The 21,745-nt window shown below is 67.7% G+C and carries 17 protein-coding genes and 2 pseudogenes; 8 read left to right on the top strand and 11 right to left on the bottom strand.

Annotated elements, in window-relative coordinates:
* Positions 1-17: 17 nt before the first annotated feature.
* Positions 18-1,340 (bottom strand): MFS transporter, encoded by a 1,323-nt coding sequence (locus JWS13_RS28855; RefSeq protein ID WP_206008834.1) that lies wholly within the window; start codon positions 1,338-1,340, stop codon positions 18-20.
* Positions 1,341-1,561: 221 nt separating this feature from the next.
* Between JWS13_RS28855 and JWS13_RS46520 the strand changes: the two are divergent.
* Positions 1,562-2,159: pseudogene (locus tag JWS13_RS46520) on the top strand (aldehyde dehydrogenase family protein); the annotation flags it as partial.
* Between the two features lie 41 nt (positions 2,160-2,200).
* A pseudogene (locus JWS13_RS28845) lies at positions 2,201-2,870 on the top strand (SDR family oxidoreductase); the annotation flags it as partial.
* A 63-nt stretch (positions 2,871-2,933) separates the two neighbouring features.
* Here the strand turns inward: JWS13_RS28845 and JWS13_RS28840 are convergent.
* Positions 2,934-3,827 carry an HpcH/HpaI aldolase/citrate lyase family protein gene (locus JWS13_RS28840; protein WP_206008833.1) on the bottom strand — a complete coding sequence of 298 codons (894 nt, stop codon included), beginning with the start codon at positions 3,825-3,827 and terminating at the stop codon, positions 2,934-2,936.
* Positions 3,828-3,895: 68 nt separating this feature from the next.
* Positions 3,896-5,071: a CaiB/BaiF CoA transferase family protein gene (locus JWS13_RS28835; RefSeq protein WP_206008832.1), complete on the bottom strand. Its 1,176-nt coding sequence runs from the start codon at positions 5,069-5,071 to the stop codon at positions 3,896-3,898.
* Positions 5,072-5,334: 263 nt separating this feature from the next.
* Between JWS13_RS28835 and JWS13_RS28830 the strand changes: the two genes are divergently transcribed.
* Genes JWS13_RS28830 through JWS13_RS28820 form a run of 3 tightly spaced genes read left to right on the top strand, consistent with a single transcriptional unit; the run spans position 5,335 to position 9,169 of the window.
* Positions 5,335-6,816 (top strand): aldehyde dehydrogenase, encoded by a 1,482-nt coding sequence (locus tag JWS13_RS28830; RefSeq protein ID WP_206008831.1) that lies wholly within the window; start codon positions 5,335-5,337, stop codon positions 6,814-6,816.
* Between the two features lie 26 nt (positions 6,817-6,842).
* Positions 6,843-8,237: an MmgE/PrpD family protein gene (locus JWS13_RS28825; protein ID WP_206008830.1), complete on the top strand. Its 1,395-nt coding sequence runs from the start codon at positions 6,843-6,845 to the stop codon at positions 8,235-8,237.
* Positions 8,238-8,293: 56 nt separating this feature from the next.
* On the top strand, positions 8,294-9,169 hold the full coding sequence (locus JWS13_RS28820) for an alpha/beta fold hydrolase (protein ID WP_206008828.1): 876 nt from the start codon (positions 8,294-8,296) through the stop codon (positions 9,167-9,169).
* Positions 9,170-9,178: 9 nt separating this feature from the next.
* On the opposite strand, the gene JWS13_RS46220 is transcribed toward JWS13_RS28820, so the two are convergent.
* Positions 9,179-9,334 (bottom strand): cupin domain-containing protein, encoded by a 156-nt coding sequence (locus JWS13_RS46220; RefSeq protein ID WP_338050760.1) that lies wholly within the window; start codon positions 9,332-9,334, stop codon positions 9,179-9,181.
* A 437-nt stretch (positions 9,335-9,771) separates the two neighbouring features.
* Between JWS13_RS46220 and JWS13_RS28815 the strand changes: the two genes are divergently transcribed.
* The 3 genes from JWS13_RS28815 to JWS13_RS28805 all read left to right on the top strand — a co-directional run bounded on the left by JWS13_RS28815 (position 9,772) and on the right by JWS13_RS28805 (position 13,470).
* Complete coding sequence (locus tag JWS13_RS28815) at positions 9,772-10,740, top strand: lactonase family protein (protein WP_206008827.1); 969 nt, start codon at positions 9,772-9,774, stop codon at positions 10,738-10,740.
* 26 nt (positions 10,741-10,766) lie between these two features.
* Positions 10,767-11,705, top strand: a complete 939-nt coding sequence (locus JWS13_RS28810) for a mycofactocin-coupled SDR family oxidoreductase (RefSeq protein ID WP_241032366.1) — start codon at positions 10,767-10,769, stop codon at positions 11,703-11,705.
* 166 nt (positions 11,706-11,871) lie between these two features.
* Positions 11,872-13,470, top strand: coding sequence for a sigma-54-dependent Fis family transcriptional regulator (locus tag JWS13_RS28805; protein ID WP_206008826.1), 1,599 nt, complete (start codon positions 11,872-11,874; stop codon positions 13,468-13,470).
* 111 nt (positions 13,471-13,581) lie between these two features.
* Here JWS13_RS28805 and JWS13_RS28800 read toward each other — a convergent pair whose 3' ends face one another.
* Genes JWS13_RS28800 through JWS13_RS28770 form a run of 7 tightly spaced genes read right to left on the bottom strand, consistent with a single transcriptional unit; the run spans position 13,582 to position 21,712 of the window.
* Positions 13,582-14,049, bottom strand: coding sequence for a nuclear transport factor 2 family protein (locus tag JWS13_RS28800; protein WP_241032365.1), 468 nt, complete (start codon positions 14,047-14,049; stop codon positions 13,582-13,584).
* 32 nt (positions 14,050-14,081) lie between these two features.
* Positions 14,082-15,428, bottom strand: a complete 1,347-nt coding sequence (locus tag JWS13_RS28795; RefSeq protein ID WP_206008823.1) for a phenylacetate--CoA ligase family protein — start codon at positions 15,426-15,428, stop codon at positions 14,082-14,084.
* 16 nt (positions 15,429-15,444) lie between these two features.
* Positions 15,445-16,599 carry a CaiB/BaiF CoA transferase family protein gene (locus JWS13_RS28790; protein ID WP_206008821.1) on the bottom strand — a complete coding sequence of 385 codons (1,155 nt, stop codon included), beginning with the start codon at positions 16,597-16,599 and terminating at the stop codon, positions 15,445-15,447.
* A complete protein-coding gene (locus JWS13_RS28785; protein WP_241032364.1) occupies positions 16,596-17,390 on the bottom strand; it encodes an enoyl-CoA hydratase/isomerase family protein in 795 nt (264 codons plus the stop codon). The genes JWS13_RS28790 and JWS13_RS28785 overlap by 4 nt, the downstream gene beginning before the upstream one ends.
* A 49-nt stretch (positions 17,391-17,439) precedes the next feature.
* Complete coding sequence (locus tag JWS13_RS28780) at positions 17,440-18,561, bottom strand: CaiB/BaiF CoA transferase family protein (protein ID WP_206008819.1); 1,122 nt, start codon at positions 18,559-18,561, stop codon at positions 17,440-17,442.
* A 24-nt stretch (positions 18,562-18,585) separates the two neighbouring features.
* On the bottom strand, positions 18,586-19,752 hold the full coding sequence (locus JWS13_RS28775; RefSeq protein ID WP_087559347.1) for an acyl-CoA dehydrogenase family protein: 1,167 nt from the start codon (positions 19,750-19,752) through the stop codon (positions 18,586-18,588).
* Between the two features lie 10 nt (positions 19,753-19,762).
* Positions 19,763-21,712, bottom strand: coding sequence for an AMP-binding protein (locus JWS13_RS28770; RefSeq protein ID WP_206008818.1), 1,950 nt, complete (start codon positions 21,710-21,712; stop codon positions 19,763-19,765).
* Between the last annotated feature and the right edge of the window lie 33 nt (positions 21,713-21,745).

Below are 21,745 nucleotides of genomic sequence, written 5' to 3'. Positions count from 1 at the left end.
GCTCGGGCGGTCTCGGCTCAACCCACGCTGACGGCCTGCCGGTTCCGGCTCCGGTCCTTCGCCGGATCCGCAATCACCACGGCGAGCAGCGCCAGAACCGCGCTGGCGGCGCCGATCAGCTGAAACGCCAGTTGGTATCCCGCGACCGGCGTGGCGGCCGCGTCCAAAATGATGCCGGTGGCCAACGGCCCGACGACGCCGCCGATCGACTGCATCGCGAGGAACGCCCCCAGGGTCCCGGCCAATTGCCGGGGCGGGCAGATCTCCGACATCGTGGCCGTGAAGAGCGGGAACACCGCGATGGTCAGGCCGTAGGCTAGGGAAATCGCGGTGACGGTCAGCATGCGCGACGGAATCGCCGGCAGCGCGAGCAACAGGCCTCCGGCGATTATGATGCCGATCGCGGGAGCGACGACCCGGACCGCGCGCACCGACCTGCCGCGTGCCACCGCACGGTCACTGAGGAACGAGCCGCCGATCAGTGCCGCGAAACCGACGAAGCTCGGGAACGCGAACATCCAGCCGGACTGGAGCTGCGAGTATCCGAGCCCCTTCTCGAAGTACGAGGGAAGCCACTGCAGGACAACGCTGATCAGCATGTACGCGGGAATCACCGCGAGGAGTCCACCGAGGAACGTGCGCGACAACACGATGCGGCGCCACGGCACCGCGGGTTCGGCGGTGCCCTGATCCGCACCGGGCTTGCCCACGCCGAGGTACGGGCCGGGACGCCACGTGAGCAGCCACGGAGCGACCCACAGCGCGGATGCCGCGGCGAGGACCAGGACGGTGGCCCGCCAGCCGTAGGCGTGCATGACGAATGCCAGCGCGGGGACGACGACGATCTTTGCGATGGTCGTGCCCGAGGTGATCATTGCGCCCGGTAGCCCGCGCTTGGCCGGGGCGTGCCACGAGTACGCGGCCGTGTGCTGCAGGGCCGAAGCCGGCCCCTCCGCCATTCCCAGCAGCGTGCGGCTGATCAGGAGCGCGACGAACGTGGCCCACACGATCAACGGCAGCAGCACCACGCTCCACAGGATCGCGATGAGCGCGATCGCCCACTTGAGGGTCAGCATCCGGTTCAGCGGTCCGGCGAGAAACCCGCCGAGCGAGTAGGCGAGAAAGAAGATGCTGCCGGTCATGCCGATCTGGGTTGCCGACAGGTGCAACTCCTCCCGGAGCGGCACCGTGATCAAGCCGAAGACGGCTTTGTCGGCCGAGCTGAGGACGTACAGGGTGACCAGGAGTCCGGTCAACCCCCATGCCCTACGACGAGATTCGGATCGGCTGCGCGCGCGCTGTGGCGATTCAGCCGCCGTCGATGGTGCCGTTGGTGACATGTCGGGTTCCAATCTGATCGTGTGCGGATCCGCACTTGCCGCAAGCTGCACATCGCGTGCGAGACCGGCTGTCCGGCGAGGTCGTTCGTCCGGAACAGCCGCGCGATAATTGTGTATCACACATAATCGATTTTATGAACTGGATCGCAGCGGCAGTACATTGAGACCAGCCTCACTCTTTGCCTCTCGGTGGCCGAGAAGCTACTTCGCCGGACACCGCCGGCAACAGCGTCGTGCTGATAGTCGACGAGAAGACACCGAGTTTCGCCCTCGAACTGGCGGCGATTCTGCGCGACGCGGGCCTGCCCGACGGGGTGCTCGACGTCGTCGTCGGCGACGGTCCGACTGTCGGTGAGCACCTCGTCAAGCATCTCGATGTGCGGCTCGTGTCCTTCACCTGATCGACCGCCACCCGCCGCCGGGTGATGGCGAATGCGGCCGACACGATCAAGCGCGTACTGCTGGAACTCGGACTTCGGACCGGTGCTGTCGATTATCGCCTACGACTCGGTGGACGAGGCCGTCAAGATCGCGAACGACACCGAATACGGCCTGGCCGTGGGAGTCTGGAGCCGGGACAACCGGAGCGCACTGGACGTCGCAGACCGACTCTAGGCCGGATCGGTATGGATCAACTACTAGCGCAACATGTCTCAGCACCTCCCGTTCGGTGGCTACAAGCAGAGCGGGATCGGTCGCGAGCTCGGCCCGGACGCACTCGCGGAGTTCACCCAGGAAAAATCCATCACCGTCGACATGTCCGGCGACCTGAGCCGTCGTGCCTACGGACTGGTTCTCGGGACACCGCCGAAGCACTGAACAACCGACAACCCATGCAGAACGAGAGAAGGGACAATCAGATGCCGAGACTCGAAGGAAGTGTCGCATTCGTCACGGGGGCGGCGCGCGGCCAGGGGCGGGCGGAAGCGCTTCGGCTGGCACAGGACGGAGCCGACATCATCGCCGTCGACGTCGCCGCACCCGTCGAGACCAATGGGCCCCGCCGTCGACACCAGGAGACCTCGAAGAGACCGAGCGGGGCGTGAAGGCGCTGGGCCGCAACGTCGTCACCGCTCAGGTCGACGGGCGTGACTACGACGCCCTGAAGCGTGCGCTCGACGAAGGATGTGCGGCGCCGCGATCCCGATCCTCGAGCGCCAGGGAACCGGCGGATCGCTGATCTTCACCAGTTCGACCATGGCGATCAAGGGGATGCAGAACCTGTCGCCGTACGTCGCCGCCAAGCACGGCGTCGTCGGGCTGATGAAGTCGCAGGCGCTGGAGTTGGCCCCGTTCGGGATCCGGGTCAACTGCGTCGCGCCGACGTGGGTCAACACGAAGCTGATCCACAATGCGCCGACGTACGCGTTGTTCGCGCCCGACATCCCCGAGGCGGAGCGCACCCCCGACAGCGTGGCGGACCGGTTCGCCACCATCCGCGTCATGGACGTGCCCTGGGTCGAGCCCGAGGACATCGCCAACGCGGTCGCGTTCCTCGCGTCGAAAGATGCGCGCTACGTGACCGGCCTCGAGAAAGGCGAAGCCTCGCATCCCACCGGATGCGAGGCTTCGCCGCGATCGGTGCGGGACGCGTCAGGCGTGGGCCATGACGGCTTCGGCCTGAGCGATGATGCCCTCGGCGGTCTTCACGTGGGCGATGTCGATGTGCTGGCCCTCGAAGTCGACGGCCGCGCTGCCGGCGGCCTCGGCCACCTTGAACGCCTCGATCATGCGGCGGTAGAAGTCGACCTGCTCGGGGGACGGCGTGAACACCTCGTTGGCGATGGCGATGTGCGACGGGTGGATGCACACCATGCCGCGGTAGCCGAGCTGCTTGTTGTCCAGGCAGAACTGACGGGCGCCGTCGAGGTCCTTGATGTCCTGCCACACGCCGGCGACGGGGTGGTGCAGGCCCGCCGCGCGGGCGGCGAGGACAAGTCGACTCCGCAGGTACAGGGTCTCCAGGCCGGCCGGGGTGAATTCGAAGCCCAGTTCGCGTCCCACGTCCGCGCTCGGGCCGGTCGCGCCCAGCAGGCTGGAGATGCGCGGGGTGGCGGCGGCGATCTCCTCGCAGTGCGCCATCGAGACCGCGGTCTCGTAGCTCACGATGAGTCCCACACTGCCCGCCTCGAGTCCCTGCCGGGCCTCGATGTGCGACACCACGGCGTCGATCCGCACGAGTTCCTCGGCGTCGAAGACCTTGGGCAGGAACAGACCGGTCAGCCCCGGCCGGATCACCGCCTCGAGGTCACTGCCCTGGATCCCGGTCACGAACGCATTCGGCCGCACCCACACGTCGGCGCGAACACCCTCGGCGTGCAGACGGTCGATGGTGGTGGCGGTGACGCCACGCGCCTCGTCCTTGTCGGCGACGGGAACCGAGTCCTCCAGGTCGAGGATCAGGGCGTCGGCGCCGGAGGCCAGCCCCTTGTCGGCCCAGGAAGGCTTGTGACCGGGCACGAACAGCATGGAACGGTACGGATTCATGAACTCTCCTCAGTAGTGAGTACGGGAAGTAGCGGGTGTGGGGAACGGTGGGTATGCGAAGTAGTGGGTCAGGACTCGTCGGCGTAGAGGACGCCGGACGCCAGCAGCTCGTCGATCTTCTCGGCGGGGAGCACCTCGCCCGCCACCGAACGGGTGTCGGCGCCGACCTTGGGAGCACGGTTACCGCGGTCCGGGCGCTCGCCGTCGAACGTCCACGGCGGCCGGATCAGGGCCAGGCCGTCGGATTGCCACTCGACCAGGTCCAGGTGCTCGACCTGCTCGTGTTCGAGGTAGCCGGTCATCGACAGCACTGGCGCGAACGGCACGTCGGCCTCGGTGAGGACCTTCTCCCAATGGTCCTTCGACTTCGTGGCGAACTCCGCCTCGACGATCGGCACCAGCTCGAAGTAGTTCGACTCCCGCGGGCGGTACTCGGCGAATCGGGGGTCCTCGGCCAGGTCCATGCGGTCCATAGCGCGGCACAGCGACCGCCAGAACTTCTGCGAGGACGACAGGTGGACGGCCAGGTACTCGCCGGTCGACGTCGGGACGCAGAAGTTCTGCGCCTGCGGATGCCGGCTCGTGCGGGCCGGGTTCCTGCCGAGTTCGAAGGACTGCGTGATGCCGTCGATGGTCAGTGCGCTGACGGCCTCCATGATCGACGTTTCCATCCGCTGCGGCTGACCCGTCTTCAGCCGCCCGACGAGGGCCGCCAGGACGCCGGTTGCGGTGCTCAGACCGGTGACGAGGTCCGCGCTCAGGCCACCCGCCAGTTGCGGGTGATCGCCGTCGCTGAACAGCGAGTACAGGCCGCCGAAGGCGTGGCCGATCGTGTCGTAGGCGGGACGGTTGGCCAGCGGGCCGCCGGCGCCGAATCCGGTGACGGACCCGTACACGATGTCGGGGCGCAGCGCGCGGCACTCCTCGGGGCCGAGCCCCATGGCCGCCACCTTGCCGGGGCGCAGGTTCTCGAGCACGACGTCGAAGTGCGGCACCAGCGCCTTGACCAGCGCGACGCCCTCGTCCGACTTCAGGTCGACCGACAGACTGCGCTTGCCGGTGTTGTACTGCCGGAAGTAGGGGCTGGCGTCGTTCTGGTGGCGGCGGAAGTCCTCCCCCACGACGGGTTTCTCCACCTTCACGACCTCTGCGCCGAGCGCGCACAGCATCGACGTCCCGAACGGGAGCGCGATGTACCCCCCGATTTCGAGGATCCGAATACCGTCGAGCGGCTTGTGCTGCATGTTGCCTCGCCTTCGTCTCAGCAAAATATTATATATCGTTTACAGTGGGGTCAAGCCCCGCCGGATCGGGGTACCCCATCGAGGCGACTCCCAGTCGGGTGGATCACGGCAAGGCACTTCCATGGAGCTATGCAACATTATATACTTTGCATGGTGCAGCTCACATATCGAGCAGAAGGCTCCGCCCACCAAGCCGGACACTTCGGTCCCGCCTGCGATCCGGACCACTTCCACCCCTTATCGACAGCAGAAGGAGCAGCACCGTGAGTGTGCAGACAAAAATTTGGCAGGGACAGTACGACAAGCTGTTCATCGGCGGACGGTGGGTACAGCCGGCCTCCGAGCACACCTTCGACGTGATCTCGCCGGCCACCGAAGAGCTCGTCGCGCGCGTCCCGGAAGGCGTCGAGGAAGACATCGACGCGGCTGTGAACGCGGCCCGCGAGGCGTTCGACAAGGGGCCCTGGCCCCGGATGGCACTCGAAGAGCGGATCGCGGTCCTCCGGAAGCTCAGCGCGGAACTCGCCGCGCGCGAGGCCGACGCCGCCAGACTCGTCAGCGCCGAGATGGGATGCCCGATCACGCTGTCCACGAAGATGCAGTCCATCGGACCGCGCCTGCTCCTGGACTCCTTCCTGGACCTCGCCCCCGCCTACCCGTGGGCCGACACGCGGTCGTCCGCGACCGGCAGTGCGCTGGTGACCCGCGAACCGGTCGGGGTCGTCGCCGGCATCGTGCCGTGGAACGCCCCGCTGCTCATCACCATGATCAAGCTCGCGCCGGCGCTGCTGGCGGGTTGCACCATGGTCATCAAGCCCTCCCCCGAGACCCCGCTCGACGCGTACCTGCTCGCCGACATGCTCGACGAGATCGGTCTCCCCGCCGGCGTCGTGAACATCGTCCCCGCGCAGCGCGAGGCCAGCGAATACCTCGTGCGGCACCGCGGCATCGACAAGGTCTCCTTCACCGGATCGACGGCCGCGGGCCGGCGGATCGCCTCACTCTGCGGCCAGGACCTGCGCCGCGTGACCCTGGAACTCGGCGGCAAGTCCGCCGCGGTCCTGCTCGACGACGCCGACCTCGACGCCGCGGTCGCCGCCATCCGCGCGGTCTCGCTGCGCAACAGCGGCCAGGTGTGCAGCAACAAGACCCGGATCGTGGTGGCGCGCTCGCGGCGCGACGAACTGCACGACCGGCTGGTGGACCTGATCGAGTCGATGCCCGTCGGCGACCCGTTCGACCCCGCCACCGAGATCGGCCCGATGGTCAGCGCCAACCAGCGGTCCCGGGTCGAGGGCTACATCGACGACGCGAAGGGATCCGGCGCCTCTCTGCTGGTGGGCGGCGGACGTCCCGACGGTCTCGACCGCGGCTGGTACGTCGAGCCCACGATCTTCACCGACGTCGACCCTGCCGCGAAAATCGCACAGGAGGAGATCTTCGGCCCGGTTCTCACGGTGCACACTTTCGACACCGAGGCCGAGGCGATCGACATCGCCAACAACTCGGAGTACGGCCTCAACGGATCGGTGTTCGCCGCCGACCCCGAGCACGCGCTGGCAGTGGCACGCCACATCCGCACCGGCACAATCGAAGTCAACGGAAACCCGGCCGGCTTCAGCGCCCCGATGGGCGGTTTCAAGAACAGCGGCATCGGCCGCGAGGCGGGCCTCGAGGGCTTCGACGCCTACGTCGAGCTCAAGTCCTACGGAATCCCGGGCGGCCTGCTCGGTTCGCTCTCCTGACCCAGATCTACCGAAAGGCAACACACATGGGCACCATTCCCCCCGTCGAAGAAGCTGCCGCCCGGCTCGTCACGGATCTGACCTTCGACTCCATCCCCGCCGACGCGCTCGCCGGTGCGCGCCGCCTGATGCAGGATCAGCTCGCCCTCCAGGTCGGAAGCGCCTCGCTGCCCTGGAGCAAGGCACTGCTCGAGCTGACGCGCGCGGCGCACGTTCCGGGCAAGGCACACGTCGCCGCGACAGGCGACGAGATGAGCGCCGCGGATGCGGCATTCGTCAACGCCTCCTTCGGCCACGGCTTCGAATACGACGACGCCCACCGCGCCAGCTCCTCGCACCCGGGCAGCTGCGTCGTGTCGGCCGCACTGGCGGTCGGTGAGGAACTCGGCGCCACGATGCGCGAGGTGATCACCGGCATCGTCGCCGGCTACGAGGTCTACACCCGCATCGGCAACCTGGCGGCGCCCCAACTGCTCGAGCGCGGCTTCCACCCGCACGGGTTGCTGTCGAATTTCGGTGCGGCAGCCGTCGTCGCGAAGATGCGCGGCTTCGACGTCGAAACGACCGTGCATGCGCTCGCCATCGCCCTCAGTCACGCCTCGGGCACCACCGAGTACACGTCGTCCGGTGGCTCGATCAAACGCATCCACTCCGGCATCGGCACCCGCAACGGGATCCGCGCCGCCGAGATGGCCGCCGCGGGCATCACCGGCCCGACGACGTTCCTCACCGGCGGGAAGGGCTTCTACCGCACGTTCGTCGGACGCCCCGTCGCCGACGACGCCACGGCCACGTTCGGCCTCGACAATACGTTCGAGATCACCCGCGTGTGGGTCAAGCCCTACTGCTGCTGCGGCATCAATCACGCCTACATCGACGGCGCCCGCCAACTCGCGGCCCGCGCCGCGGACGTCGACTCGGTGCTGCTGGGCATCCAGACCGGCGGCGACGTGGTGATCGGCAACAAGAACGCCAACGCCTACGCACCGAAGATCATCGAGCACCTGCAGTACAGCCTGCCGTTCCAGTTCTCGCTGTCGCTGCTCGGCAAGGGCAACGGCTTCCGCACTCACAACGAGTACATGGCCGGCCGGCTCGACCTCGGCTCCGGCAGCGACGTCGCCGCCCTCGCCCAGAAGGTGAAGATCGAGGTCAACCCCGAACTGGACACCGCCTACCCCGGCCGATGGGTCGGCGACATCACCGTCAACTACACGGACGGCACCAGCGAGAGCCTGTTCGTCGACAACCCCACCGGCACCGCCGAGAACCCGATGTCGCAGGAAGACCTGGACGCGAAGTTCCGCGACCTGACGGCGACCGCGATGGGCACCGAATCCAGCGAAGCCCTGCTGCACGCCATCCAGGACGGTGATCTCGACCAGCCCGCGTCCGACTTCGCAACCCTGCTGAAGGTCTGATTTCCGCTGGCCCCGACCCCACCGGCGCCTTCGGCCGATGACGAGAAAGGAAACTGATGGGCACCCGAACCACAGCCCGGCCCATCCCTGTCGAGTTCACAGGATCCGGTGGGGTCCGCCTTGTCGGTGATCGGTGGGAGACCGACGATCGGCCGACCGGTTCGACAAGGGGGACGGTCCTTTTCCTCCACGGCGGCGGCCAGACCAGGCACTCGTGGGATCGAACGGCGGCGCGACTGGCCGAGCACGGCTGGTGCACGGTCACTCTCGATGCGCGCGGCCACGGGGACAGCGAGTGGGCCGCCGAGTATTCGGCCGAGATTTTCGCGGCCGACCTCGAGGCGGTACTCGCCGAACTCGGCGGCCGGGTCGTCGTCGTAGGCGCCTCACTGGGTGGCAGAACGGGTATCGTCGTCGCGGGTGAAAGCGCACGTTCCCTCGCCGGGTTGGTGCTGGTCGATATCACGCATCGGATCGACCGCACCGGCCAGCGGAGAGTCCGCGACTTCCTGGGCGCGGCGCCCAACGGGTTCGCCTCGCTCGACGACGCGTCCGCGGCCATCGACGCCTTCCGCGGCACGCCACCCCGCCCTCGCCGCAGCGACGGGTTACGAAAGAACCTGCGTCTGCGCGGCGACGGCCGCTGGTACTGGCACTGGGACCCGGCGTTCGTCAGTTATGCGGACAATCGCGGCAATTCCGACGAACGACGACTTGCCGACCTTGCCACCCGAATCACCGTTCCCACCTTGATAGTTCACGGAACGCGATCGGAGATCGTCTCGCGGCAGGCGGTCGACGAGATGCTCACCCTGGTGCCGAACTCCGAGGCCGTCGAGGTGGACGCCGGGCACATGATCGCGGGCGACGACAATGAGGCGTTCGCCCTGCACCTCGAAGATTTCCTCGATCGGGCGCTCCCGCCGTGCTGAGGCCGAACGTCATGTCGTGCCCGCGACCATCACGGCGACCATCATCACTGGCTTGTCTGTGCGGTTGCTCCATGCATGCTTGATGCCGCGGTTGATCACCGTGTCACCCGGCCTGAGCAGGGTCTCCCCCGTCTCGTAGATGGCATAGATCTCCCCGTCGATGATAGTCGCGATATCGACAGTCTCGGTGGCGTCCCTTTCCTTCGATCACGACGACGCCCACGATGTGATGCGCGTCTCACTTGACAGGCTATCATATATAATGTTGCCAGACGCCTTGTGGCAGGCACGCAGGGCTGTCCAAGTAATTGGACACTTTCACCCCCGCTCCCGGGCCTACGTTCAGCGTGGCGAACTCGCCGAATCGAGGAACCACGGAGGTTGCATTGACGACTCGAAATCCACCGGCGACCGGACGAATGTGGTTGACCCGGCGAATGCTGCAAGCGCGAATACGCAGGACCGCCATAGCACTCGGCCTTGCCGCGGGCATGTCCGTCGGCACCACCATTTCACCCTCCGTAGGCACAGTCCTCGCTGATGACGTGGCGGGACCTAGCTACCTTTTGGTCGGTGGCACAGGCTCGTCGAACATAGGAGTGTTGCGCGAATCGAACGGCCGGTTGACGCCCGTCGGGCAGCCGGTGCCCACCGATACGGGCACGCTGTCGGTCGCGGTCACCCCGAACAGCCGATTCGCGTATGTCGCACACACTGTTTCGAGAACGCTGCAGGGATTCCGCGTCGGCGACGACGGCGCCCTCGTGCGTCTGGAAAACGCCCGGCTGTCTCCCGGGCAGCCGATCGTGGGTGCGGTCGTGAGCCCGGACGGGAAGTGGCTGTTCGCAACCGTCGGCTCGATCACCAACGAGGTGCAGACGTATGCCATCGCGTCGTCCGGAGCGTTGTCGCTGGTCGATTCGGTGACCATTCCGGGTGCGACGAGCGGCCTGTCCATTCCGGTGGTCTCACCCGATGGTCGATTCCTGTTCGCACCGAGCTTCATCGGCGCGACGATGGATTCCTACGCCATCGGAGCCGACGGGAGGCTGACGCCGACGGGACCGCAGGTGCCGACGGGCGACCGTCCGGCGCTGCCGTCCGTGACGCCGAACGGCAAGTACCTGTACATCACCAACGAGGGAACCAATGACGTCTCCGGCTACCGCATCGCCCCCGACGGCGCCCTGACCCCGATCGGTCGCTTCCCGACCAAGGCGATTCCGCACGGTATGGCGATCACTCCGGACGGCAGATTCCTCTACCTGCCCCAGACCGGTGGCCCCGGTGTGAACGGTTTCGAAATTCGGGACGACGGTGCACTGGTTCCCCTCCCGGGCGCCGACGCACCGGCCGCACCGGGACACTTCCCCGGCCGCGTCGTGCTGAGCCCGGACGCACAGCGGCTCTACGCCATCGACACGCTCACGACGACCGGAACCGCGAAGGTGTTCACGTACCGGGTGCAACCGAACGGCGCACTCGCGGCCACGGGAGAACCGCCGGTCGACACGGGCGTGACGTTCTCCGACGGCGCCACCGGCGTGTTCGCTTCTCCCGGTCCTGCATGAGCCACCCCCATCCCGCACTACCCCGAATGAATTCTGGAAAGGACATCGACATGGGACTACTCGACGGCAAGGTCGTCTTCATCACCGGCGCCGCACGAGGGCAGGGTCGAGCGCACGCGGTGACCGCGGCGAAGGAAGGGGCCGATGTCATCATCACCGACATCTGCTCGCCCGTCGACGGAATACGCTACGAACTGGCGAGCAAGGACGATCTGGCCAAGACGCAGGCGCTCGTCGAGCAAACCGGCCGGCGTGCAGTCAGCGCCATTGCCGACGTACGCGACCAGAGCGCACTCGACGCGGCCGTCGCACTCGGACTCGACACGTTCGGCCGCCTCGACGCGGTCATCGCCAACGCCGGACTGTGGGACCTCGGACCCAAGGCCTGGGAAATCACCGAGCAGATGTGGACGACGGTCACCGACGTCGTCCTCGGCGGAACGTTCCGGACCATCAAGGCCACCGCGCCGCACCTCGTCGAACAACGCAACGGTGCGATCGTATGTATTGCCTCGGTGGGCGGCCTCGAGGCTACCGCCGGCTACACCCACTACATCACCGCGAAGCATGGCGTTCTGGGCCTGATGAAGAACACCGCCTTGGAAATCGCGGACTACAACGTGCGATGCAACGCCGTCTGCCCCGGCGCGGTGGACGCGAAGATCTGGGACAACCCGATGGGCCACCAGTTGTTCGTCGCACCGGGCGAGAAGGCCGACCGCAGTGTGGCGATCGCCGCCACCTACGGCTACGCACCGCTGGCCGGCAGGCCCGCGCTTCCGCCGAACGCCACCAGCAACGCCGCGTGCTGGCTGCTCTCCGACTACGCCGAGCACATCACCGGTGTCGCCCTGCCTGTCGACGCCGGTCACCTCCTGCTGCCCGGTGTGAACTTCGCACCGCAAACCGAGGGCCCAGAAGCCGACCGCTACCGTTCACCGGCCCAGTCGCCCGACGATCTGTGACGGCCTGGCGACGCCGGCCCCGACCGCCGCACGCGGTCGGGGCCGGTGTCTGTGCGCCTCCCCTCACCCGTCCCTTGCCTCAAGGGCAACATATATTATATTGTGTTCTCGCTCACATGTGATGCGAGTCCGTCGTCATCGCAGCTGGCCCAAAGGTGGTGTCGGAGTGCTTGGTAGCTCAGCGCATTCCACGGTCGACGCTCGGCCGGAGATCGCGTCGTCATGGATGCGTTCGCAACTGTGTGGCGTCGACGGCGATACCGCGCCGAAGCTGGACCGGATCGACGTCGCATCGGACGGGTGTCTCCGACGCGCCGCGGCGCCAGTTCTGGATCGCGTCTGTCGCGAGTTCGAAGGTGCGCCACTGGTGTTCGTTCTCGCCGACCACGACGCCCGGATCCTGGATATCCGGCACGCCAGTCCGGCGGTCCGCGACGCGGTCGACTGGATGGGCATCGAGCCCGGGATCCGGCTGGCCGAGGACGAGGTGGGAACCAACGCAGTGGGCACCGTCCTGGAAGCCCGCCAACCGCTACTCGTCCACGGCCCCGAACACTTCATGTCCGCGTTCCACGAGTTCAGCTGCTTCGGCCAGCCGATCATTCATCCGATCACGCGACGACTCGAAGGCGTTCTCGACGTCGGAGGTGGCGCACGCGAGGATCACCGTTACTTCGCGCCGATCGCCCAGCGGTTGGTCGGGGAGATCGAGAACCGGCTGGCGCTGAGCACACCTGCCACGCAACGAAACCTGCTGGCGACCTTCCATTCTGCGGCACGGCGGACGAAACGGCCGGTAATGGTGCTCGGCGACGGGATGGTGCTCGCAACCCCGGAGGCCCTCGACCTCCTCGATCCCGCCGACCATGCGGCCGTCCGAGCCAGCGCCGACACCGCTCGCACGACTGCCGTCACCAATCGACTGACGCTCGAATCCGGCCGCGAAATGGAGATCACCTGCACTCCGGTCGAGGGCGGAAACGGTGTCCTGGTCGATTTCGCCACGGCGAGAACGAACCCGAAGCCGCAACTACGAACACCGGTCGAGGAATGGCCGCTCCTCGTCGTCGGAGAAACCGGCACCGGCCGGACGACCGAAGCGGTGCGCGTGGCCGGACCGGGCGGGGTTATCGTCGACGCCACGGACGTCGTGCACACGGGTGAGCAGGCCTGGGCCGTCGGGCTCGACCGGCTGCTCGAGCAGGATCGTGCCGTCGTCATCATCGAGAACGTCCACTTCCTCACCGATTCGATGGCCACCCTGGTTGCCCGCCTCATCCGGGGAACGCGGCGACACGTCGTTCTGACATCGACGAGCGCGGAGGACGACGCGGGAATCCACCCCGCCCTGGTGGGACTCTGCGCCGCACGACGTGAACTCGCTCCGCTCCGTCGGCGCCGCCACGAGATCCCCGGGCTGGCGCGTCAGATGCTGTCCGAGGAGGCCGCGACGTCCGACCTACGACTCACCTCGGCGACACTGCAGGTCCTGGCAGCACATTCGTGGCCCGGCAACCTTACCGAACTCCGGCGGGTGATTCACGCCCTGGCCCGGACCCGCTCGGCCGGAGACATTGTTCCGACCGACCTTCCCGCACCGTACCGGGAAGTCGGAACCCCCCTGTCACCCATACGACATGCCGAGCGGGAAGTAATCGTCGCGGCGATCGAAGCGGCGGGCGGAAACAAGCTCAAGGCCGCGCAGTCGCTCGGGGTGAGCCGGTCGACTCTGTACAACCGGCTCCGGGTCCTGAAGATCGCGTGACCCTCCCGCCAGTACATCCGTCGCATCAACGACGTCGGCGCCGGGCGCGTGATCAGCACGCACCCGGCACCAAGGTCTAATCGAGCTACTACCCTTCGAGGGACAGCGTTTTCAGGGCTGGATGCCCATCTCCGGGCCGATGTACTCCCGGACACTCACCGCCTTACCGTCACGCGCCTCGACGATCTGCACGAGGTGCAGCTTGACCGGCTGGCCGCCCATCTCCAGTTCGACTGACGCCTCGTTGAAGAAGCCCTTTTCGGTGAAAGTGATGCCCTCGGGACGGAAGTCCGGAACCGGGCCGTCCCCGGCGCGCTCATAGACCGCGGCAACGGCCTCGGACACCGAGACCCACTTGTCGTCGGCGCTGTGCCACACCGGGCAGTCCTCGACGCAGATCTCGAGGAAAAGGTCTATATTCGCCAGGGCTTTCACCCAGTTCTCGGAAAGTTCAATGGTTGCCTGGTCTGGGGTGCTGCTCATCTGTGATCGGGCCTTTCTGTCGGGGTTATTACGCGTGACCTGCATCACCCATGTTGCCCGCACGTGAGCCGATCGAATGTCCAGATATTTGGACACTGCGCGAAAGACTTTCACGCAGAGCCACTCCGTCAGGGCACCCGTTCGATGAGGTTCACTTTGACGTGGTCCGGTCGCGCAAGGGTGAGTTCGGGCACGAGTTCGACCACCGCCTTGACGCCCAGCGCCGACCGAACGCGCTGCTCGATCGACGACCGCAGTTCGTCCTGCTGCTCGGTACGGAGTCCGTCGGCGTATTCCACGACGAGCACGAGCGGCTTCTGGGTGGAGTGTCCCTCGAAGTCGACGCGGATACGCATCTCGCCGGTGGTGGCCGGCGCCAGCTCCGACACCAATTGTTTGACGGCGGACGGAAAGAGGTTGATTCCGCGCACGATCAGCATGTCGTCGGTCCGGCCGACGCACCGCACCTTGTACCCGGTGCGGCCACACGCGCAGTCGGTGCCGGTGACCACCACGTGGTCGCGGGTGCGGAACCTCAGCAACGGCGACGCCTGGCGGCGCAGGGCCGTGTACACCAACTCGCCCTGTGCACCAGCCACCGGCGCGACGACATCACCCGTCGACGGGTCGATCAGTTCGGCAACCATCAGGTCCGGGGAGAGGAAATGCATGCCGTCGACCTCCCCGCATTCGCCCCAGTAGATGCACGCGATGTCGGTGCCGCCGAGCATCTCCCGCGACGTCGCTCCCCACAACGACTCGAGCTTGCCGCGGACCGCGGGCAGACCGCCGCCGGGCTCGCCGCCCACGCTGATCGCCCGTACCCCCAGATCGCGGGCTGCCACGCCGAGGATGGCCGGGGCCTGCTCGGCCAGATACGCCAGGAAGTTCGGCGTGCCGATCAACGCGTCGGGTCGCTGATCGGCCTGCACTCGCAGGAGTCGCTCCGCTCCCGCCTCCGCGCCGATCGGGATGTCGACGATGCCCATGTACTGCGCCATCTGCACGACGGGGATTCCGCCGACGAAGCCCTTGCTCATCCCGAACCCGTGCAGCAGCCGGTCCCCGGGCCGGAACCCGTTGGCGTACAGGGCCCGCGCTCCGAGCTCGGACCAGACGTCGATGTCGCTGCGGGTCAATCCGACGTACGACGGGCTGCCAGTTGTACCTGACGACGCCTGGATCTGCACGATGTCTGCACGGTCGGCGGCGACGTGGCTGCCGAGCGGCGGCGTCGCCGCGAGACTGTCCCGCAGTTCCTGCTTCTCGGTGAACGGCAGCCCGGCGAGGTCCGCGACCGTCTTCACTCGGGTGACGTCGACGGAATGCTCGGCGAACTTTTTCCGGTAGAAGTCGCTGCGCGCCGCGAGATAGTCGAGTTGCTCACGCAGACGAGTGTTCTGCAGCGCCGCAGCATCGCCGGGTGCGAGCGACTCGACCTCGCTCCAATGCCGTGCCGAATGGGGAACAGCCACCGCACTCACCGTCCTTCTACTCGAATTCGGCGCGGATGGCGTCGGTGTGCGCGCCCAGTGCGGGCACCGAACCGTTGCGCACCGGCCACCCGTCCGCCACCGCGGGCGGCAGCAGCGCCGGCACCGGGCCGGACGGGGTGCCCACGTCGCGCCACCGTCCGCGCTCGACCAGTTGCGGGTGCTCGGCCAGGTCGCGCACGCTGTTGAGCCGCGCGTTGCCGATGCCCGCGGAGTCCGCCGTCTTCTGGATCTCCGCCAGCGTGTGCTCCGCGCACCACGCGGCCACGACCGCGTCCAGTTCGTCACGCGCCGCGACGCGAGTCTCGTTGTGCGCGAACCGCGGTTCGTCGGCGAGTTCGGGCCGGCCGATCATCTCGGCCAGGCGCCGCCACTCGCGGTCGTTGGTCGTCCCGAGCACGGCGGTCTGGCCGTCGGAGGTGGGATACGCGCCGTAGGGCGCGATCATCGGTGAGCCCATACCGACGGGCACCGGCTCGGTACCGGCGTGGATCACCTGGTTGAGGGCGAACCCCATCATCTCGGCGACGGTGTCGAGCATGGCGATCGGGATGACCGCTCCCCGGCCGGTCCGCTCCCGGTCGTAGAGTGCGGCGAGCACCGCGGAGTACGCGTACAGCGCCGTGCCGACGTCGGCCACCGGGATGCCCGGCTTGGCCGGCTGTCCCGGTGTGCCGGTGATGCTGCAGGAGCCGCCCTCCGACTGGATGAGCAGGTCGTAGGCCCGCTTGTGGTCGAGCGGACCACCCGTCCCGTATCCGGAGATGTCGACGACGATCAGGCGCGGGTAGGTCCGCGTCAGTTCGCCTGTGCCGATTCCCAGCCGATCGAGTGCGCCGGGCGCAAGGTTGCTGACGACGACGTCGGCGGTGGCCAGAATGTTCCGGAAGATGCTCATGTCGGATGCGGACTTGAGGTCCAGCGCCGCCGACTCCTTGCCGTGGTTCAGCCACGTGAAGTGCGCCGACATCCCGCCGACGACGGAGTCGTACGCGCGCGTCGAGTCGCCGTAGCCCGGGGCCTCCACCTTGATCACCCGGGCCCCGAGGTCCGCGAGGTGGCGCGTGCACAGCGGCGCCGAGATCGCCTGCTCCAGCCCGACCACGGTGATGCCGGCGAGCGGGCCCTGCGTTCGTTGTTCGGTTGCGGTCACGAGAACTTCGGCTCCCGCTTCTCACGGAACGAGGACACGCCCTCGACCACGTCCGGACCACCGAAGCCGAAGAACTCCAGGCCCAGCGACGCGTCGAAGATCGGCATGGCCTGCCGGTACCAGCCGTTGAGGGCCATCTTGGTGCCCTGGATCCCGGCCCGGGAGCCGGCAGCCAGCTTCCGCGCAATCTCCATCGCCCGGTCCTGCACCGCGTCGTCGTCGACGCACAGCGACACCATGCCGATCCGCTCGGCCTCCTCGCCGGTGAGCACCTCATTGGTCAGCAGGTGGTACTTGGCCTTCGCCATGCTCGTCAGCAGCGGCCAGCAGATCGCCGCGTGGTCGCCCGCGGCGACACCCAGCCGGACGTGACCGTCGACGATCTTGGCGCGGCGGCCCGCGACCGAGATGTCGGCCAGCAGCGCGGCCACCAGACCGGCGCCGGCAGCAGGTCCGTTGATCGCGGAGATGATCGGCTGCGGGACCTCGATGATGTTGCGCACCAGGTCGCGGGCCTCACGCATCACCCGCGACCTTGACGCGTAGTCGCCGATCATGTCCTCGACGAGGTCGAAGCTGCCGCCCGCCGAGAACGCCCGATCGCCTGCTCCGCGAATCACCACGGCGCGCACCGACGGGTCGAGTCCGATCACCGGCCAGATGTCGGCCAGTTCGCGGTGCGCGTCCGGGCCCACCGCGTTGAGGTTCGGCCCGTCCAGCACGATGCGGAGAATGCCGTCTTCGGGGCGGTCGACCTTCAGTGAGGTGAAGGCCTCGTAGCTGGTCACCATTACTTCCTTCCTGGAATTTCTCGGTTCGAGTGGTGCGACGGCGGCCTCGTCAGTCGCCGACGCCCCACCGAGACGCGACGTCCGCAGGCGCGACGGTGCCGACCCTCGGCGTCGCGGGTTCGCGCGCGGGTGTGCCGCTGAAACGCGGCGCGGGCATCGGATGCAGGACGCCGCCGACGGTCCGGTACACGCCCCGCTGGGTGTTGTGGGGGTCCACCGCGGCCTCGTCGAACGTGAGCACCGGGGTGACGCAGGCATCGGTACCGGCGAACACCTTCTCCCATTCGTCGCGGGTGCGGCGCTCGACGGCGTCGCCGATGAGCTTGCGCAGGTGCGGCCACGATTCGCGATCGTTCTGGTCGGGCCAGTCACCGGTGTCGGGGCCGAGGCGCGACGTGAATTCCCGATAGAAGTCGGGTTCGAGCGCTCCGACGGCGATGTACCCGCCGTCGGCGCACCGGTAGGTGTCGTAGAACGGTGCCCCGGAGTCGAGGAAGTTCGTCCCCGGGTCGTCCGAGTAGAGGCCGGCCGCGCGCAGGCCCTGCAGCTTGGCGGTCAGGGCCGCGACACCGTCGACCATGGCGGCGTCGATCACCTGGCCTCGCCCGGTGCGGGCGGCGGAGACGAGGGCGCACGCGATGCCGTACGCCCCCATGGCACCGCCTGCCGCGTAATCGCCGAGCAGGTTGATCGGCGGGCGGGGCGCGCTGTCGGACCGTGCCATGGCATGCAACGCGCCGGACTGCGCCACGTAGTTGATGTCGTGTCCGGCGTCCCGTGACCGGGGACCGGTCTGTCCGTAGCCGGTCAGCCGCACGTAGACGAGACGCTCGTTGCGGGCCATCACGTCGTCCGGTCCGAGACCGAGCCGCTCGGTCACTCCGGGGCGGTAGCCCTCGATGAAGATGTCCGCAGAAGCGGCCAGACGCAGCACACTCTCACGCCCGGCCGGGTCCTTGAGGTCGACGGCCACCGCGTCGACGCCGCGATTGACGACGTCGACTTCCTCGGTCAGACCGTCCGTCTGGCTGAGCGCGCGCGCCGACCGGTTGGGCGGTCGCACCACCCGCACCACGTCGGCTCCCATGTCGGCGAGCAGCATCGAGACGTACGGCACCGGGCCCATTCCCGCGAGCACCAGTGCCCGGACTCCAGCCAGCGGACCGGTCATCGTCACACTCCTTCGTCGGTGGGCTCAGTACGACCGCGGCAGGCCGAGGACCTGCTGCGAGACGTAGTTGCGCACCATCTCCTGCGAGAACGGCGCGTTGCGCAGGAGTCGCACCTCACGCCACAGCCGCTCGATGTGGTACTCCTTCGCGTACGCGTACCCACCCAGCGTCGAGAACACGCGGTCGCACGCTTCGAATCCGGCCTCGGCACCGAGGTACTTCGCCGCGGCGGCCTCGTGACCGCACTCCTGCTTGTCGTCGAACAGTTTCGCGGCGTGCATCGCCATGCGCTCGGCCGCCTCGAGACGAATCCACGAGTCCGCGAGCGGATGGGCGACGGCCTGGTTCTGGCCGATCGGGCGATCGAAGACCACGCGGTTCTTCGCGTACTCGGTGCCGATCTCGAGTGCCGCGCGGCCGAGGCCGATGCCTTCCATCGCGACCACGATGCGTTCCGGGTTCAGCCCGTCGATGATGTAGTAGAAGCCCTTGTCGACCTCGCCGACCACGTCTTCGTCGGACACGAACAGGTTGTCGATGAACAACTCGTTGGTGTCGATTGCCGCGCGTCCCAGCTTGTCGATCTCGCGGATGGTGACGTGCTTGCGGTCGAGTTCGGCGAAGAAGATCGTCATCCCGTGCAGCGGCTTGTCGTCGCGCCGCGGCGACGTGCGGGCCAGCAGCAGGATGCGGTGCGCGTTCTGGGCGTTGGTGATGAACACCTTCTGGCCGTTGATGACCCAGCCGCCGTCGACCTTGGTCGCCTTGGTCTTGATGCGCGACGTGTCCACGCCCGCAGTCGGTTCGGTGATGCCGAACGCGGTGAGCATCTCACCCGACGCCAGCTTGGGGAGATACTTCTTCTTCATCTCCTCCGAGCCGTACCGGACGATCGGCGCCGGCGGGAACACGTAGAAGTGGATCGCCGAGCCACCGCTCATACCGCCGCCGGAGGACGCGATCTCGCCCATCATCACCGCGGCCTCCTGGAGGCCCAGGCCGATTCCGCCGTACTCCTCGGGGATCATCGCGCCGAGCCAGCCGCCGTCCGCGAACGCCTTGATGAAATCCCAGGGGTATTCGTGCTTGCGGTCCTTGTCCAGCCAGTAGTCGTTGTCGAACTTCCGCGCCAGCTCGCGAGTCGCCTTGCGGACGATCTCGATGTTGCTCTCGGTATCGAAGTCTGCCATCTCAACTCTCCTAGTCTTCGCCCGCGTACACGGGGATGTCCTCGAGCGGCGTCGCCGGATCGAGCGACGACATGTCGCCGATCGGGCCACCGATGAACCGCGACCGGATGGCGCGGCGCATGATCTTTCCGTTCTTCGTCTTCGGCAGCGTCGGCACCGCATACACCTCGGGTGCAAAGGATTTGCCCGCGTTCGCCAGCGCCGTCGCCTGCAGGTCGTCGTTGTCGACGCCGTCGGCGCGCAGCACCGCGAACGCCACCGCCCGCTGACCGCGCATCTCGTCCGGCACGCCGATCACCGCGACCTCCGTAATCCGGTTGTCCCGCAACAGGGCGGCCTCGATCTCGGCCGGCCCCACGCGGCGTCCGGACAACTTGATGGTGTCGTCCGAGCGGCCGTGGATCCGCCACATGCCTGCGGTGTCGATGCTCGCCAGGTCGCCGTGTACCCAGATGCCGTCCCAGCGGCTCCAGTAGGTGTCCAGGTAGCGGTCCCGGTCCTGCCAGAAGGCGTGCGTCATCCCGGGGAACGTGTTGAGCACCGCCAGTTCGCCGATCTGACCGACCACGGGCCTGCCGTCGTCGTCGAGCACCGCGGCGTCGACACCGGGCAGCGGTCCGGTGAAAGCGGCGGGCGCGGCGGGCAGGAACGGGTAGCCGACGAGGATGCCGCCGCCGACCTCGGTGCCGCCGCTGTAGTTGACGATCGCGCGCTCTCGCCGGCCGACCTCCTCGAACAGCCAGAACCACGTCGGCTCGTCCCAGGCTTCACCGGTCGAGACGAACGTCTTCAGGGTCGGCATCTCCGGGGCGGTGCCGTCGCCCGCCGCCTTCAATGCGCGTGCCGCCGTCGGCGCGATGCCCTGCACGGTGACGCCGTTGCGGTTCACGATCTCCCACATACGATTCGGTGCAGGATGAGTGGGAAGACCCTCGATCATCACGATGGTCGCGCCGAGCTGCAGCGGACCGGTCATGAGCATCGGGCCGACGAGCCACCCGAGGTCGGTGATCCAGGAGACCACGTCGTCGGCGTGCACGTCGAAGCCGTAGGCGAAGTCGACCGCCGTCTTGGCCGCGAAACCGCCGTGCGAGTGCACGATTCCCTTCGGACGGCCCGTGGTGCCGGACGTGTAGACGATCGTCAGCGGGTCGTTCGACTCGGTGTCCGCCACATCGACGGGGGCCGGATCGGCGGGCAGTTCGTCGTAGTAGACGTCGCGGCCGGCCTGCATCGGCACGTCGGTGCCCACATGCCGGATCACCACGACGGAGCGGACCGACGGCGCCTGGGTCAGCGCGGCGTCCGCGGTCGCCTTCATCTCGACGACCTTGCCGCGACGGGTCGTGCCGTCGGCGGTCACCAGGAGCACGGCGTCCGAATCCTGCAGTCGCGTGGCCAGGGCGTCGGGCGCGTAACCACTGAACGTGGGTACCGCGACCGCGCCGATCATCGCGATGGCGAGGAAGGCCACAGCTGCCTCGGGCACGACCGGCATGAACAGCACCACGCGATCGCCGCGGTGCACGCCCAGCCCCGCGAGGTGCGCCGCGAACCGGCTCACCTCCGCCGCGAGTTCCGCGAAGGTCAGCGTGCGCCGCTGTCCCCCGTCGCCCTCGTAGACCACCGCGGGCTTGCCTGCGAGATCGCCGCGGGCATGCCGGAGGGCCGCCAGCTCGGCGACGTTGATCCGGCCGCCCGGGAACCATTTCGGGAACTCCCGGCCCTCGGACTCGTCGAGCACCCGGTCGAACGGCGCCGAGAACGCGACGTCCAGGTCGGCCAGCGCCTCACGCCAGAACCACTCGGGGTCGGCGACGGCGCGACGGCCCAGTTCGGCGACAGCGGTGGCATCGTCGCCGAAGCCCCAGCTCTTCATCGCCGCGAGCAGCCTCGCGCGCTCGCGCACCGCGGGGCCGGGAACCCAGGCCATCTCCTCGGGCTGGCTACTGATGCCCATTTCCGTGTTCTCCTCGTCTGGGGCTGTCGGTCG

This window comes from Rhodococcus pseudokoreensis (assembly GCF_017068395.1).
GTDB lineage: Bacteria > Actinomycetota > Actinomycetes > Mycobacteriales > Mycobacteriaceae > Rhodococcus_F > Rhodococcus_F pseudokoreensis.
Note: the sequence above shows the minus strand (reverse complement) of the source record. Positions and strands in the feature narration are given on the sequence as shown.